Source organism: Priestia sp. P5, from assembly GCF_029522155.1.
GTDB classification, from domain to species: domain Bacteria; phylum Bacillota; class Bacilli; order Bacillales; family Bacillaceae_H; genus Priestia; species Priestia megaterium_E.
The window spans coordinates 2,403,073-2,419,027 of record NZ_JAKWFJ010000001.1; the positions used below are offsets into that span (position 1 = coordinate 2,403,073).

The 15,955-nt window shown below is 39.8% G+C and carries 16 protein-coding genes and 1 riboswitch; of the genes, 1 reads left to right on the plus strand and 15 read right to left on the minus strand.

The genetic code is table 11. The features are described from left to right. Positions 1-26: 26 nt before the first annotated feature. The 15 genes from MMB69_RS12925 to MMB69_RS12995 all read right to left on the minus strand — a co-directional run bounded on the left by MMB69_RS12925 (position 27) and on the right by MMB69_RS12995 (position 14,730). Positions 27-788 carry an SDR family NAD(P)-dependent oxidoreductase gene (locus tag MMB69_RS12925; protein WP_221783188.1) on the minus strand — a complete coding sequence of 254 codons (762 nt, stop codon included), beginning with the start codon at positions 786-788 and terminating at the stop codon, positions 27-29. Between the two features lie 11 nt (positions 789-799). Beyond that, positions 800-2,578, minus strand: a complete 1,779-nt coding sequence (locus MMB69_RS12930) for an acyl-CoA dehydrogenase family protein (protein ID WP_269870656.1) — start codon at positions 2,576-2,578, stop codon at positions 800-802. Beyond that, positions 2,566-3,306, minus strand: coding sequence for a 2-phosphosulfolactate phosphatase (locus MMB69_RS12935; RefSeq protein ID WP_221783184.1), 741 nt, complete (start codon positions 3,304-3,306; stop codon positions 2,566-2,568). The genes MMB69_RS12930 and MMB69_RS12935 overlap by 13 nt, the downstream gene beginning before the upstream one ends. After that, positions 3,303-4,361, minus strand: a complete 1,059-nt coding sequence (locus MMB69_RS12940) for a phosphotransferase family protein (protein ID WP_277447848.1) — start codon at positions 4,359-4,361, stop codon at positions 3,303-3,305. Before MMB69_RS12940 ends, MMB69_RS12935 begins: the two co-directional genes overlap by 4 nt. 25 nt (positions 4,362-4,386) lie before the next feature. After that, positions 4,387-4,788 carry an acyl-CoA thioesterase gene (locus MMB69_RS12945; protein ID WP_264409167.1) on the minus strand — a complete coding sequence of 134 codons (402 nt, stop codon included), beginning with the start codon at positions 4,786-4,788 and terminating at the stop codon, positions 4,387-4,389. Positions 4,789-4,802: 14 nt separating this feature from the next. Further along, positions 4,803-5,585 (minus strand): enoyl-CoA hydratase, encoded by a 783-nt coding sequence (locus MMB69_RS12950; RefSeq protein WP_277447849.1) that lies wholly within the window; start codon positions 5,583-5,585, stop codon positions 4,803-4,805. Beyond that, entirely contained in the window at positions 5,582-6,466 is an 885-nt protein-coding gene (locus MMB69_RS12955; RefSeq protein ID WP_277447850.1) for a 3-hydroxyacyl-CoA dehydrogenase family protein, read from the minus strand. Before MMB69_RS12955 ends, MMB69_RS12950 begins: the two co-directional genes overlap by 4 nt. Before the next feature lie 83 nt (positions 6,467-6,549). Continuing rightward, a complete protein-coding gene (locus tag MMB69_RS12960) occupies positions 6,550-7,113 on the minus strand; it encodes a TetR/AcrR family transcriptional regulator (RefSeq protein ID WP_277447851.1) in 564 nt (187 codons plus the stop codon). 90 nt (positions 7,114-7,203) lie between these two features. Continuing rightward, entirely contained in the window at positions 7,204-8,820 is a 1,617-nt protein-coding gene (locus tag MMB69_RS12965; RefSeq protein ID WP_221783173.1) for a long-chain-fatty-acid--CoA ligase, read from the minus strand. Between the two features lie 19 nt (positions 8,821-8,839). Further along, positions 8,840-9,613 carry an SDR family oxidoreductase gene (locus MMB69_RS12970; RefSeq protein ID WP_221783171.1) on the minus strand — a complete coding sequence of 258 codons (774 nt, stop codon included), beginning with the start codon at positions 9,611-9,613 and terminating at the stop codon, positions 8,840-8,842. Beyond that, positions 9,591-10,835, minus strand: a complete 1,245-nt coding sequence (locus tag MMB69_RS12975; protein ID WP_277447852.1) for an acyl-CoA dehydrogenase — start codon at positions 10,833-10,835, stop codon at positions 9,591-9,593. The genes MMB69_RS12970 and MMB69_RS12975 overlap by 23 nt, the downstream gene beginning before the upstream one ends. Before the next feature lie 152 nt (positions 10,836-10,987). Further along, positions 10,988-11,251 (minus strand): DUF1292 domain-containing protein, encoded by a 264-nt coding sequence (locus MMB69_RS12980; RefSeq protein WP_028408533.1) that lies wholly within the window; start codon positions 11,249-11,251, stop codon positions 10,988-10,990. A gap of 86 nt (positions 11,252-11,337) precedes the next feature. Next, positions 11,338-13,062, minus strand: coding sequence for a PAS domain-containing sensor histidine kinase (locus MMB69_RS12985; RefSeq protein ID WP_277447853.1), 1,725 nt, complete (start codon positions 13,060-13,062; stop codon positions 11,338-11,340). Positions 13,063-13,223: 161 nt separating this feature from the next. Continuing rightward, a complete protein-coding gene (locus MMB69_RS12990; protein ID WP_221783166.1) occupies positions 13,224-13,538 on the minus strand; it encodes a YckD family protein in 315 nt (104 codons plus the stop codon). 73 nt (positions 13,539-13,611) lie between these two features. Beyond that, positions 13,612-14,730 carry an NAD(P)/FAD-dependent oxidoreductase gene (locus MMB69_RS12995; RefSeq protein ID WP_277447854.1) on the minus strand — a complete coding sequence of 373 codons (1,119 nt, stop codon included), beginning with the start codon at positions 14,728-14,730 and terminating at the stop codon, positions 13,612-13,614. Between the two features lie 337 nt (positions 14,731-15,067). Here MMB69_RS12995 and MMB69_RS13000 point away from each other — a divergent pair, with 337 nt between their 5' ends. Then, positions 15,068-15,580 (plus strand): CBO0543 family protein, encoded by a 513-nt coding sequence (locus tag MMB69_RS13000; RefSeq protein WP_025751926.1) that lies wholly within the window; start codon positions 15,068-15,070, stop codon positions 15,578-15,580. A 66-nt stretch (positions 15,581-15,646) separates the two neighbouring features. Then, positions 15,647-15,829: riboswitch (Lysine riboswitch) on the plus strand. The last annotated feature ends 126 nt before the right edge of the window (positions 15,830-15,955 follow it).

Genomic DNA, 15,955 nt, shown 5'->3' on the forward strand with positions numbered 1-15,955 from the left:
TTCGACTTCCTCCTCTTTGCTTTGCATCAAACGATAAGCCACCCGCCGTCTACTAATAAATCACTTCCCGTCATATACGATGCCTCTTTAGACGCTGCAAAAGCAATAACGTTTGCAATTTCATCTGGTTTACCTACACGTTTTAAAGCCGTATTTTTTTCGATTGCCTTAGTGAAGCGCTCGTTTTCAAGTCCAGGCTGTGTTAAAGGTGTTTCTACGAATCCAGGAGACACAGAGTTTACTCTGATTCCGTGAGGTGCTAATTCAAATGCCATTGCTTTTGTAAAGTTGATTAAAGCAGCTTTAGCAGCGCTGTAGTGGGGAATTTGTGCACCTGCTTTATGTCCTGAAAGAGAAGCGACGTTAACAATAGATCGATTTTCTGCTATTTCTTCAGTTAACAAAGGAATCAACTGTTTTGTTACAAGAAATACGCTTGTTAAATTGACGTCCTGCACGTGTTTCCACTGTTCAAGCGTTGTTTCTTTGATTGTTGAATTAACTGATCCGCCTGCGTTATTAATTAATAAATGAATTTGTCCGTACTTTTCTTTTATAAACTCAGCAAGCTCTTTGACGTCTTCTTCTTTCGTTACATCAGCTGGGAAAATATCCGTACATTTTCGTTCACACCGTGTGTCAATAGCGGATGCAGCCTGTATTAGTTTTTCTTTCGTTCGCCCGACAAGAATGACGCGAGCGCCTTCTTTCGCCATTCTCTGAGCGGTCGCTTCTCCGATGCCGCTTCCAGCTCCTGTAATAACAGCTATTTGCCCTTCAAAACGCATAATATCCCTCCTTATACAACATATCGCCCGCTGTCGATAAATTCACGGGCAATGCCTCGATTGCGCGTGAACTCTCCTTCACTTTGCAAATCATTCATCCATTTTCCAAGAATTGTGCGGTACTGTCGGTGTTTTTCACCCGTTAACATCCCGTTTATTAATTGCCGAGCCTGCTTTTCAATTTCAAATAGCGTTTCACTGACAACGGTTGCTGTCAGCTTGCTTTTTAACGTTTCTTTTTCTTTTCCATTTCTGGTTACGGCTTTTTCCGCGCGCAGCACAGATGACTCCATAGCGAATAGTCCAATAGCAATTTCTGCTAGTTTTATAAGCGTTTCTTGTTCTTGTGCTAGATTGGCTTGAAACGTTTGGAATGCTGTTCCTAACAAAGCAAGAAATAAATGTCTTGTTGTAATAACAGCCTGCTTTTCTCGTGCTAGAAGTTCATTTGAAGATATTTCCCACTGACCGCTCGTCAATTCACTAACGGCATGTTCTACTTGTTTGCTCAGCTCTATTTCTCCTTTGCCTGCTTTTTTTAGAAGCTGAGTTGGAAGCAAAAGGCGGTTGATTTCATTTGTACCTTCAAAAATACGATTGATGCGTGAGTCACGATATACTTGTTCTATTTTATATTCTTGAATAAACCCTGCGCCGCCATGAAGCTGCAGCGATTCATCGGCAATTAAATCAAGAGTTTCCGATCCATACACTTTACAAACTGAACATTCCATTGCAAATTCAGCCAGCTGTTTAGCTACTAACTTATGATTTTCACTTTCATATAGGCCGCCAAGCGCCTCTTCTAGTAAACCAGCTGTACGGTACTGAATAGATTCAGATGCAAAAATACGAGCTGCCATTTTTGCTATTTTTTCTTTTGAAGCATTAAATTCCGCAATAGCTGTTTTAAACTGTTTGCGTTCTTTTGTATAAGCTAAAGCAAGTTCAAACGCATATTTCCCTGCGCCCATACATGCAGAACCTAAGTTAAAACGTCCAAGGTTTAAGACGTTCAACGCAATCAAGTGACCTTTTCCTACTTGTCCAAGTACGTTTTCTACGGGTACTAAACAATCTTCATAAATAACCGGGCGAGTAGACGACCCTTTGATTCCCATTTTCTTTTCCTCTGGCCCCAGAGACAGTCCTTCAAAATCTTTTTCTACAATAAAAGCGGTAAAATATTCTCCGTCTATTTTTGCATATGTGATGAACGTATCTGAAAAGGCAGCATTGGTAATGTACTGCTTCGTTCCATTTAATACATAATGCGTTTTTTCAGGGTTTAATACGGCTTTTGTTTGGGCTGCAAGAGCATCAGAACCAGCTTCTGGCTCTGTCAAACAGTAGGCGCCAATATATTCACCGCTTGCCAATTTAGGCAAGTATTTTTCTTTTTGCTTCTTGGTGCCAAAATACGTAATAGGAAGTGTCGCAATGCATGTATGATTAGAATGAGCGACTCCATATCCACTTGTCCGGCCAATGATTTCACCGACGAGTCCTTTGCTTACTTTATCAAGACCTAGTCCTCCATATGTTTCTGGAATACTGTGAGCAAGAAGTCCAAGCTCGCCTGCTTTATGCATCAATTCTACTACCTTATTAAAATCCTGCTGCTCAATGTCATTATGGTAAGGGTCTACTTCTTTTTCAATAAACTGCTTTGCTGTCTGAGCAATCATACGATGCTCATCCGTTAAGTCTTCGGGTGTATAAACGTGATGCGCAGATGTTTTTTTTAGTAAAAATGATCCGCCTTTTGCTTCGGTTTTCATTTCAGACATATCGTTTCCTCCCCGTTTACTAGCTTTTTTTTCACTACCTTAGGAACTACGGAATAGACGTTTTTTCGGCTTACAAAGCCAATTTCGTCTAGAAAGCCATACTGAGTGAGCATTTCTCCTACGGCTGAGCGCTTCAATATTTCAACAGGTGAATGCTCATAAGCCTCATATAAAAGCAGTGCGGCTTTTGCAGCATCCGTCAAATGAAATGTTTTTAGTTGCAGAAGACAGCTTATAAAATACCCCGCTCCATACAAATCTTCTAGACAGAAGCGATCGGATGAACCTGAACAAACTAATAAAACAGTTTCATCTTGACTTGGTTGACAAACAGCTCTGGCAACCGCTTCTCCATTTAAAAGTGAAGCAGCATACACCTGTTTTGCTTTTTCAGCGTTATGAATGGCCACCGTTCCATTAGTGGTGGATAAAATAACTATTTTATTTTGAACATGCTTTAATGTGCTGGGGCTTGGATCAAAAAAGCCTTCAATCGTTTCCCCTCTATATTCGCCTACAAGCGCAATTTCGTCAGGCTTATACGTTTTTGCTTTATTGCGCGCTTCTTCTTCGTTTTTTACGGGAATAACCTCTATTGCTCCTTGTTGTAAAGCAGCCGCAATTGTTGAAGTAGCCAATAAGACGTCAAATATAACGACCGTTTTTCCTTCTAGCTTTTTGGCAAGAAGCTCTTCTTTTTTGAGTATTACGTGAACTTTTCCTTTCATATATGTCCTCGTTCTGTATGCAGAGCATGAATAATCAGCGTTTTTACATACTCTCCAAATTGTGAAAACCGTTTGTCATTTGTTTGGCCTTTTTTATAACGGTAATAAATTTGCTGACAAATGACAGCAAGTTTGAAGTACGCAAACTTCAGGTAAAAGTCAATGTGTGACACATCTCGTCCGCTTTTTTTAGCATACGCTTCTACAAAATCTCGACGGGAATAAAAGCTTTTTTGCACAGTAACAGGTGGGTTTCCGAGTCCTCTTTTCAAAAGTTCAGGATCGCTGTCTTCCATCCAGTAGCTCAGCGCCACTCCCAAATCAGCAAGCGGATCTCCAATGGTTGTCATTTCCCAATCAAATAATCCTACAATTTTATTTCCATCCGGTGAAAATAGCGTATTGTTAAGCTTATAATCATAGTGAATAATGGTTGAATGCTGTGAAGTAGGGATATGTGTGGTCAACCATTTCTTTAGTGCTTCTACTTCCGGTATGTCACTTGTTTTTGATTTTTCATAACGATGAATCCATCCGTGTACTTGACGTTCTAAAAAACCTTCAGGCTTGCTGATTTCTTCAAGGAGCGTGCCTTTATAGGGAACGTCATGAAGCTGAACAAGGACATCTACCATTTGTTCTGAAATACAACGGCAAAGTTCGCTCGTTTCTTTCACTTCTTTTGGAAACGCTGTGTCGATGAGAACACCGTGCTTTCTCTCCATTAAAAAAAAGGGTTTCCCGACCACCGTCTCGTCTTCACAAAACACATACGGCCTAGGAGCAAGAGGGAAAGACTTCGATAAAACAGATAAAATCTTGTATTCTCTTTGCATGTCATGCGCTTTTGGCGCAACTGGTCCAAAGGGAGGGCGCCTCAACACCGCCTCCCACTCTCCGGCTGAAAGAGCGTAGGTTAAATTGGACGCACCTGATCCAAATTGCTTAATTAAAAGAGGCTCTTTAGGTAAATCAGGAATCGAAACACGGAGAAACTGATGCAGTTTTTCCGTGTTTAATTCCTCTCCTTTTCGTACAGGAATGATTAGTGACATTCTTTTACCACCTGCTTTTTTATAGTTAAACAGCTACTTTATAATTCATCAAAAACTGCTTAATGTCCGCTGGAATAGAAACGCTTTTTTGTGCATCAAAATCAAAGTACACGATGACAGCTTCTCCTTTAGCAATCAGCGATCCCGTCTTGCTGTCGGTAATTTCATGGCCAATTGTAAAGCTTTTATTGCCGACATTAGATACAAAGGTTTTAATCATTAGCACTTGATTAAAATAACCTTGCGAAACAAAATCACATTTAGTAGACGCTAAAATATACTCCCACTTTTTTGTATGCATGGATGCTCCCATTTCTTCAAAGAAAGCAATGCGGGCCTCTTCTAAATAAATGAAATAGCTCGTATTATTAATGTGACCGAGTGCGTCTGTTTCGCAAAAACGCACTTTGACCTGTGTTTCATACATGGTTTTCTCCTCCTTTACTTATGTGAAAAAACAGCGGGACGCTTTTCAATAAATGCTGATACTCCTTCTTTAATATCTTCTGTTTGAAAGACTTCTTCAAACAGCTCTGCCTCAAGTTCAAGACCTTCAGATAATGTACGGTTCATTCCTTCATTTACCGCTGTCTTAATTCGAGAAAGTGACGGAAGAGAGTGGCGGTTAAATTTCTTAGCCAGCTCTTTTGCTTTTTCGATCCCTTTTCCTTTAGGCGTGACATGATTGACAAAGCCTGCATGAAGCGCTTCTTCTGCAGAAACAGGACTGCCGGCAAACATCCATTCTTTAGCTTTAGAAACGCCGATTACGCGCGGAAGACGCTGAGTTCCGCCGCCTCCAGGAAACAATCCGAGCTTCACTTCCGGAAGACCAATTTGAGCATGTTCTTCGGCAATGCGTATATCAGCAGTTAATGAAAGTTCGCATCCCCCTCCAAACGTTAAACCGTTTAGCACGACAATTGTTGGTTTTTCAATGTTTTCAAGTTTTTGCAAAACGCGATGGGTTTTCATAAACTCTTCTTTAATGCCGCTTTGCCCCATTAATTGAGGAAACTCTTTAATATCAGCTCCAGCCATAAACGCCCGCTCGCCCGCTCCTGTTAAAATGATTGTAATGACATCAGGATCTTTACTAAGCTCTTCATACGTTTCTTCAAGCTGCTGCACAACAGCCTGGCTCATTACATTTAAAGGCGGGTTATCAATGGTTACAATTGCCGTTTTCTCTTCTTTTTCAATACGTACAAATTTTTTCATCATTGCTTCACTCCCTGTGTGTGGTATGTGTAAAAGCCTTTTCCTGTTTTACGTCCAAGCTCGCCTGTTTGAACTTTTTCTTCAATGCACGCAGCTGGCTTGTCCTCTGGATCCCCCGTTTCGCTATAGCGCTGCTGCATCACAAAATATCCGACGTCAATTCCCGAGAGATCCATCAATTCAAAAGGACCGATCGGGTGATTGAGCGCTTTTTTGCAAATCGTATCAATGTCTTCAAAATCTGCGTATCCATTTTCATAAAGAAAAACGGCTTCTTTTTGCAGCGCTCCTAAAATTCGATTGGCAATAAAACCTGAGATTTCTTTTTTCAGAAGGACTGCTGTGCGATTAATTTGCTTGCAAACTTCCATTGTCGTTTGAGCTGTTTTTTCACTTGTCTTTTCACTCATCACAACTTCTACGCAGTCCATTACAAGAGGAGGAAAAAAGAAATGCATGTTAACGATTTGCTCTGGACGGTTTGTTGCACTTGCAATAAGCGAGTTAACAATTGTTGAACTATTTGATGCTAAAATGGCGTGACTTGGTGCGTACTCATCTATTTCTTTAAAAACGCTTTGTTTTACATCTAACTTTTCTACCACAGCTTCAATCACAAAATCAGCATTTGAAACCGCTTCCTTTAATGTGTTTGTAAAAGACAACCTTTGAAATGCGGCTTCTTTAGCATCCGGGGAGATTTTGCCCTTATGAACCCACTTGTCTATAATCGCTTCCAGCTTATTTTCCGCCTCAATGAGTGATTGTTCATTCATGTCTTGAATAATCGTTTCATATCCTCCAAGTGCACAAAGCATACCGATTTGATGTCCCATTTGTCCTGCGCCAATGACAGCAATACGCTGTATATCTTTACTATCCATGTTATATCCTCCTTTTAATATAAAAGGAGAGAAAGAGCTTATACTTTCCCGCCTTTTACGAGCACTGTCTAGCCCAGCAGCTACTATGACTGAATACCTTTCATCAGCATCTTATAAAAAATAGCCGCAACTTCTCGATCTGTCTTTTCACCATCTGGCTGAAACCAAAAATAGCTCCAATTTGTCATTCCTAATATGCCTAGCGTGACGATATCTGAAGGCAAATCTGAACGGAACTGCCCTACTTCCATGCCTTTTTCAATGATCTCTTGTATGTTTTCTTTAAAACGATCGCGCTTTGGAATGATTTGCTGTAAGTGTTCTTCACTCAAATGACGCATCTCTCGAAAAAACACTTTAGCTCGAAGACCTTCTTTCTCAATATCATGAACAAGTTTAAAAATAATGCTGTGCAGCTTTTCTGGATAAGATGTTGTCTTATCTGCAAGAATCGTCTCTTGGTTTTCTATTAATCTTTCAATATATTGAAGGTGAATATCCATTAAAAGCTCTTGTTTGCTTTTAAAATAATAATAAAACGTTCCTTTTGTGACGTTTAATTCATTTACAATATCTTGAATCGACGTTTCTTTGAAACCTTTTTGAGCAAAAAGCTGAATGCTTCGTTCCATCATCAAATCTTTCATCGTCAAACCCTCTCTGTCTTTTCTCATTTTCACAAATTATACCATGGCTTAGAGGGAGCTTTTGAAAAAGTTTGTTTATGTTCAGCTTATTTACGTCGTTTCTTTCACCACTTCTTCTCGCAGTGCCCGTCGCAAAATTTTTCCTACATTGGTCTTAGGAAGCTCGGCGCGAAATTCAAAGATTCGCGGAATTTTGTAAGCTGCAAGGTGCTGTCGACAATAAGAAGTAAGCTCTTCTTCAGAAAGAGATTTCCCTTCTTTCACTACTAAAATCGCTTTAATGGTTTCTCCTCTGTAAGGATGCGGCACACCAATTACAACGGCTTCTTTAATGTGGCTGTGTTCGTATAAAACTTCTTCAATATCTCGAGGGTACACATTAAAACCACTCGCAATAATCATATCTTTTTTGCGATCAACAATGGATAAATACCCGTCTTCATCTATCTGTCCAATATCTCCTGTGTACAGCCAGCCGTTTCTAAGCGCGTGAGCCGTCTCTTCAGGCTGATTCCAATAGCCCTTCATAACTTGAGGGCCTTTAATTACTATTTCTCCAAGCTCTCCTCTTGGCAGTTCTTTTGTTCCTGTAGCCACATCAACAATTTTATAAGCAGTCTGCGGAACCCCAAGTCCGACTGTACCTGGCTTTCGTTCACAAAACGGTAGGTTGCAATGCGTCACGGGGGATGCTTCTGATAAGCCGTACCCTTCTAACACTTTAGCGCCCGTTTTTCGTTCGAACTCTTTCATCAGCTCAACAGGCATCGGCGCACTGCCGCTGTTGCAGATGCGAATACTTTCGATGTTGTATTCTTCTGCCTGCGGATGATTTGTAATAGCAACATACATAGTTGGCACGCCAGGAAAAATACTAGGCTGCTCTTTTTTTATTGTATTTAGTACTTCTTCCAAATCAAAACGCGGCAATAGCAATATTTCATTTCCGCAAAGAATCGATAAATGCATACAGGAAGTCATGCCAAATACGTGAAACAATGGAATAACGGTTAAGCATTTTTCTTTTCCTAATTCAATATCATGTTTAAATATTTCGTATGATTGAACTGCGTTTGTGTAAATATTTGTATGTGTAAGCATCGCACCTTTAGATGGTCCGGTCGTTCCTCCCGTATACTGAAGAACAGCAATATCGTGTGCTGGATGGATAACCGGCTGATGAAATTCATGTTTTATGGTTAAAAAATCTAGGAAGGAAAGGTCTGGTGATGTAGGAACAAAAGGTTTTTGCAAGCTGACAGTTATCGCTTCTTCTATATCAACACGGTTTCTTATCTCTTGAAGTCTCGTATAAAAATCATCGAGTAGAATTATTTTTTTTGCCCCGGAATCGTGTAAAATATGTTCTAGCTCTTGCTCGACAAGCATAGGGTTGACCTGAGTAACAATGCCGCCCGCCGCTACAATGCCGAAATAGCTTATTATATATTGCGGACAGTTTGGCAGCATAATTGCTACACGATCTCCTTTTTTAATTCCTTTTTTCTGCAGTGCTCCTGCAAATACGCGAACTGAGTGGTACAGCTCTTGGTACGTTAACGTATGCTGATACATGCGCGTGGCTGTGTGAGCAGGATAACGTTCGGCTGTTTCTTTCAGCATATCAAATAGTGAAATATCTTCGATGTGAATGTCATGAGTGTAGGCTTCTGGATAAGGTGTAAACCATTTTTTAACGTCTTCCATCAAGTTACTCCTTTCTTATTCACATAGCATGAACTCCACCGTCTACTGTCAGAATATCGCCCGTAATATAATTAGACGCTGCAGAAGCAAGAAAAACAGCCGCTCCTTTTAAATCAGCTTCGGAGCCAAAGCGTTTTAAAGGGGTTTGACTTAGAAAATAATCTTTTCCTTGTTCCATAATCGCACCTGACATTTTAGTAGGAAAAAATCCCGGCGCAATCGCATTAACTTGAATATTATGCTGTCCCCATTTGACAGCTAAATCTTTCGTGAACGTAATGACCGCTCCTTTACTGGTGTTGTACCCGATTGTATCCATGTACTGTGGATCCGTTCCTCCAAGACCTGCAATTGAAGCAATGTTAATAATCTTACCAGCTTTTTGTTTAATCATTTCTTTTCCAGCTTCTTGGGACATTAAAAACGTGCCCGTCACATTAATATTTATCACTTTTTCCCATGCTTCAAGAGGCATTTCTTCAACTGGAGCACCCCACGTAGCTCCGCTGTTATTAATTAAAATATCAATACGTCCAAATGTTTTAATTGTTTCATGCACGACATTTTTAATATCTTCAGGCTGACTGATGTCGCATGCTAAAGCGAGAGTTTTTACGCCCATGGTGGCCAATCGATCAGCCACTTGCTGACAAGCTTCTTTTTTTCTTGAACATAGAACAATATTTGCCCCTGCCTCTGCAAGCCCTTCTGCCATTTGTTCTCCTAATCCTCTGCCTCCTCCGGTAATAATAGCTGTTTTTCCAGTTAAATCAAACAAATCCTTTATGTGCATAGGTTGCCTCCTGTTCTTGATAGGATTTTAGCTCAAGTCTTGCAAGCTGTGCTTTGTGCACTTCGTCTGGACCATCAGCAAGGCGCAAAGTGCGGGCATTTGCCCAAAGTGCCGCAAGCGGCGTGTCTTCTGAAACCCCTGCTGCTCCAAATGCTTGAATGGCGCGATCAATGACTTTTAAAGCCATAACAGGAGCCATTACTTTAATCATGGCAATTTCTTTCCGCGCTTTTTTATTTCCAACTGTGTCCATCATATAAGCAGCTTTTAATGTTAATAAGCGCGCTTGCTCAATTTCAATACGCGATTCTGCCACCCATTCTTGAATAACCCCTTGCTGGGAAAGCAACTTATTAAACGTAGAACGGATTTGAATACGCTTACATAATTCTTCAAGCGCTCTTTCTGCTGCTCCTATTAGACGCATGCAGTGATGAATACGTCCAGGCCCTAATCTGCCTTGAGCAATAGCAAACCCTTTTCCTTCGCCTAAAAGCATATTAGATGCTGGCACACGCACATTGTCATAATGAATTTCAGCATGTCCATGAGGAGCGTGGTCGTATCCAAAGACTGGCAGCATGCGTTCAATTTTAACTCCTGGAGTATTTAATGGAACTAGAATCATAGACTGCTGTTCATATTTAGATGCGGTAAAATCGCTTTTCCCCATGACAATAGCAACTTTGCAGCGAGGATCTCCCGCACCTGAAGACCACCATTTTCTTCCGTTGATTACATATTCATCGCCTTCTCTTACAATACTGCACTGAATATTTGTGGCATCAGAAGAACCTACATCTGGTTCTGTCATAGAAAAGCAGGAGCGAATGTCTCCATTTAACAGCGGCTTTAGCCATTTTTCTTTCTGTTCGGGCGTTCCGTATCGAACCAGTACTTCCATATTGCCGGTGTCAGGAGCTCCGCAGTTAAAAGCTTCTGGTCCAATAATAGAACGGCCCATAATTTCGCAAAGGGGGGCATATTCGACATTTGTTAGACCCGCTCCGTATTCGCTTTCTGGCAAAAATAAGTTCCATAATCCAGCTTGCTTTGCTTTTTCTTTTAACTCTTCCATAATCGGAGGAACAGCTGACCATCTAGACGGCTGTTCATTCAGCTGTTGTTCGTATAGCCGTTCGTTTGGGTAAATATGCTCTTCCATAAAAGAGGTCAATTCTTTTTGCAGCTTCACTACTTTGTCAGAGTAAGAAAAATACACGGTAGTCCCTCGCTTTCATTTACTTACTAACCGGTTGGTATGTTACATATTCATCATAAATGAAGGGAAATAATTCAGCAAGATATTTTTAGAAAAATTCTAAATATTATATTATTTAAAATAAAAAAAGAGAGAAGTTTTAACCTCTCTTTTTACGCGGATGTCATTTCCTCAAATACGGCTGATACCTTTTCAAACTCCTCGTCATCTTCAATTGAAGACCATTCACCATCATCTTCAATTTTCAAAAAGAAAACATCAATTTCTTCTTCTGTTTCAATTAAAACTTCTTCCACAAACGCAACGGCAATATAATCATGCCCTTCAATCGTCATTTTTCCAAGCACTTCAATATCTTGCTCTTGATCATTTTCATCTAAAATTGTAAAAATCTCTCCCGTTTCAATGCGTTCCATCTTATTCCCTCCTATTTTAACCTCATTATTCGTTCACTAACATGTATTCCCCTTTTGAAAAGGTTTCATGCTTATAAAAGTAGAATCTACTTTTTAAAAGGCAAAAGAATGTCTACAGTAGTTCCTTTTCCAAGTTCACTTACAAAGTTAATTTCTCCTCTATGTTCTCGAATGATCTTATAGCACACCATCAGTCCAAGCCCCGTTCCTTTCTCTTTGGTACTATAAAAAGGTTTTCCTAAATGCTGCATTCTTTCCTGCGTGATGCCTGGCCCCTCGTCGCTAAACCGGACAACAAGGTTCTCCTGATCAAATCTTTTTAGTTGAATCGTTACGGTTCCTCCACTTGACATAGATTCGACTGCATTTTTAAATATATTGCTAAACACCTGTTTCAACTGATTTTCTTCGCATAATACGAGAGGAAGATGAAGATCAATTTCTTTTTTTACGTGAATTTTCTCTGTAATCCCCTGCACCTCAGCTAGCTTTAACGTATTCTCTAAGATATCTTGGACGTGTTTGTCCCTGTAGGTTTTCGCCTGAGGCTTTGCAAGACTCAAGAACTCATCGGTAATCAATTCAATTCTATCTAACTCATGATTTATCATTTCTACATAGTAAGGCTGACCGCTCGTTTCTTTTAATAACTGCATAAATCCTTTTACCGCCGTCAGAGGGTTTCGAATTTCGTGAGCTATACCAGCCGCTAACTGTCCGACTAAGGAAAGCTGAGCGGATTCACGCAGCAATTTTTCAGTTTTTTTACGTTCTGTAATATCACGAAACAAAACTTGAATGGCCTGCTTTCCCATATAGGGAATAGGGAAAGCAATGGTTTCGGCATCAATCGTATGACCGTCTTTATGAATAAACTTTTCTTCTTGTAGGTCTACAGATTTATTTTCTGTTTTCATTCGATAAATTCGCTGTTTTACAACATCATAGTAATCATGGTGAACAAACTGATAAACACAAGCTCCTAATACGTCTTGAGGACTTTTGTATCCCAGCGCTTTGGCTCCTGCAGGGTTGATGTAATCAATTTTCCCTTCACTATGAACGATAATCGCTTCTGGTGATAACTCAATCAAACTTCGGTAGCGTTCTTCGCTTTCTTTTAAAGCCGTTTCGGCCTGCTTGCGTGATGTTATATCTCGATAGACAAAAGCAATGCATAGCGGCCAATCGTTCATATTTTCAACGCGGAATAGTGTGACGCTTACATTAATTAAATGACCGTCTTTATGCTGTCTGACCGTCTCAAATTCCGTTTTCGATTCCCCTGATTGAATGGTCTTATGAAGTTCGCACACTGGCTCCTTTAAAAACGAAGGTATAATCGGAAGAGGCTTTTGATAAATTTCTTCAAACGTCCAGCCAAATGTATTCTCAAACGCAGGGTTCACTTGAAGCGTTTTACCTTCTAAGTCAACGACAGCAACAGCATCTGCGTTATGATAGATAAAAGGCTGAATCTGTTCTTTTTTCTCCTGATAACTAGTTATATTCACGCAATGTCCCATGATTTCAGGCTTTTCTGTGTAAGATAAAGGGGTTAAGTTTACTACATAGCGTTTATCATTTATTTGAAGCTCGTACATAAGCTTTTTCTTTTTATTTAGTGCTTCGAAAAAATGCTCATACGAGACCCATTCTTCTAGAGGTATTTTTTGCTCATGAACACTCTCACCTTGATACATACTGTAAACAAGATGGTCATCTTTTTGTTTGTAAGCAAATATGATTCCTAGCGCCTCAGCTGAATGATTTTCTGCATGTAATCGGACTATTTTTTTATTTTCGTTCATCGTTCATATTTACCTACCCCTCACTAGCATCTTTCCTACTCGTTCTCATTCTCTTAATTTTACATGAGGATTTTAGAATTTACTAGATAAAGAAGCGGATATTTTCCATTCATTCACATAAAAAAAACGCCTGTAAAGGCGCTTTTTTATGTGAATATGAATTACTTTGAATGATGCATTTTATGACAGTGTCGCTTCGGCACAAAACCATTTTTCTCCATATGCTGATAGCGATTTTCCATATGTGAAGAAATGTTTTGACTCTCCGTTTTGCTTAGCACGCCGTACTCGACATATTTTGAAAGTATTTCTTTCTTTTTTGCTAGCATTTCTTTGTATAGCACGGACAATTCCTTCTTTTGCTGAGACGTCAGCTGCACGTCTTTTGTTTCTGGCTGAGGATTGTTTTCTGCTAATACAGGCGTCGCGCTCATAAATAAAAAAGCTGCTGCTGCACTTATCATAATCTTTCGCAAACAATCTACTTCCTTTCATCATATAGTAGTTATAGTTTGCGAACTTCTATTTGTTTTCATTCATTCTGTTTGCTTAAGACTCGATAGCTCCTCTTACATCATAGTCGCTGAGATCAATTTCCATTTCCATTTCAAGTGCTAATTTAGCAAGCTCTGAACCAAGATAAGGACCCGACGTTAAGCCTGAAGCTCCGAGACCATTCGCCACTAGTATTCCTTCGTAAGCCGGAAGAGCCCCGATGACTGGCAAGAAGCCTGGAGTAAATGGTCGAAACCCTACCCTTGTTTCTAAGACTGTGCTTTCTGTTAAGCCAGGAGCAATTGATAAGGCCTTTGAAAAAATTTCATGAAGCCCCCCAGCAGTTACTCTCAAGTCATAACCCGTATCGTTTTCATGTGTTGCTCCAATAACAATTTGCCCTTGTTCAAATGAAAGAATATATTGGTCGCTTGGAGGCATCACAACGGGCCAGTCTTTTGTATCTAAATCAGGGAGATGCAAGTGGACAATTTGCGCTTTTTGAAAGCTTGCTAAAAATTTCACTCCAAGAGGCTCTAGTAATTGACTTGCCCACGCTCCTGCTGTCACGATTGTTGTACTTGCTAGAAGGGTTTGTCCATTTACAGCAACGCCCGTTACTTGATTATTTTCATAAAGTAGTTCTGCGTTTCCTTCTATTATTTTTGCACCGTTTTTCTTCGCTGCATTCACAAGTGCGTTTCGAAGAGCTCTTCCGTTGACGCGAGCGGCTCCACTAATATGAACTGAACTGTATTCTTCCGAAAGAGCCGGAAACAAAGCCTGTGTTTCTTTAGCGGATAAACGTGTAATCTCGCCTATTTCGGGCGCTTCTTCCCGACGCTTATATGCTCGTTCTTCCATTTTTTTAAGCTTTTGTTCATCAGTATGTAAGCTAATTGCTCCTACTCGCTTATATCCCGTATCCGTTTCTCCATCTTCTTCTAATTGCTGAATTAATGTTTGATAGTACTTGGCGCCGCCTTTTGCTAAGCGGTACCATGCTTTATTTCGACGCTGCGAAAGCCATGGACAAACAATTCCTGCTGCTGCATCAGTAGCTTGACCAGCATCCTGGCGATCTATCAATGTCACATCTGCTCCTGCTTTTGCTAAATGATATGCTGTAGAAGCTCCAAGTATCCCAGCTCCAACTACGATGTATGTTTTCATACCAAAACACCCTTTTCTTTCTTCTAGTATTCTCATGCTATATGTATGCAATTTTAGCATAGCAAAAAAAGAAGTCCCATACTAGGCGAAGCTATTTTGAGCTTACTTTTACGTCTTGCTGACTTTGACATATAGCTCCTTTCATCTTGTAAACAAAAGTGTTAGAAGTTCTTTTACGGAGATTATAGCAGGGTGAAGACAGTCATAAATAGTGGTAGTATGTCTTTACCGCTGCTGCTTACGGCTTTTCTATTATAGTTTCTGAATAAAAGCGGAGAGAATAAAATTTCTATAATATGTAAATAAAAAGAAATAACCATTATTTTAAGGAGAGCGTATGCAATCTTCATTTGTATTATTTTTCATCATTCTTGGTTTACTATTTGGCAAGTGGCGAAGGTATCAAGAATACTATCCTACTTTGCTGTTTTGGGTCACGGGGAATTTGCTTTATGAAGTGCTGCTGTTTCATCACCGCGTATGGGTATTTCACCCTGTTGGTATTGATCACCTTTTTCTACCCGATCACCTAATGGTTTCCCTTGGAATAACCTTAATTATTTATCCGTTTGTTATACCGGTTTTTTTAGGAAGGCTGCCGCTGCATGTAAGCGGCCGGCTGTGGTGGATTCTTTTGTGGGCGCTTTTATTTACTGTGATTGAGTTCATTGCTTATGTTAATCACAGTATCACTCATCATTATGGATGGTCGCTGCTGTGTTCTTTTCTCTTCAATATTGTCACGTTCTCACTTTTAGTCATTCATCAGAAGACAGCACTGGCTGCTTGGATTCTATCTGGAAGCTTCATAGCTTTCTTATTTATTTTTTTTGATATTCCTATGCCTTAACTTTTCGTTGACTAGACAGCGGAAAAAGAAATATAATAGGAATTACATTTAAATATAATTTTCCTCTCTGAGAATAGAGGTGCATGAAATCAAGAGTCACTTATTGGAGACTAATGGAGTCTGTGAAGATAAGTAAAAGGGATTTCGTGCCGAAGTATATAAACATCCATTGTGTTCATATACTGGTTCAGTATTGAATAAATGCTGAGCTGTCACAAACCATTTGGTTTGTGGAGAGCTATTGAAGAGATGTTGATGCCTAGAATGTAATAATACTTTATTATTATGAAACCAAGACGCGTGAACATCACTTCACGGGTCTTTTTTGTGTTTTTCTACTGACCATCAAAGTTCAAAGTTATAGTTGAATGATTT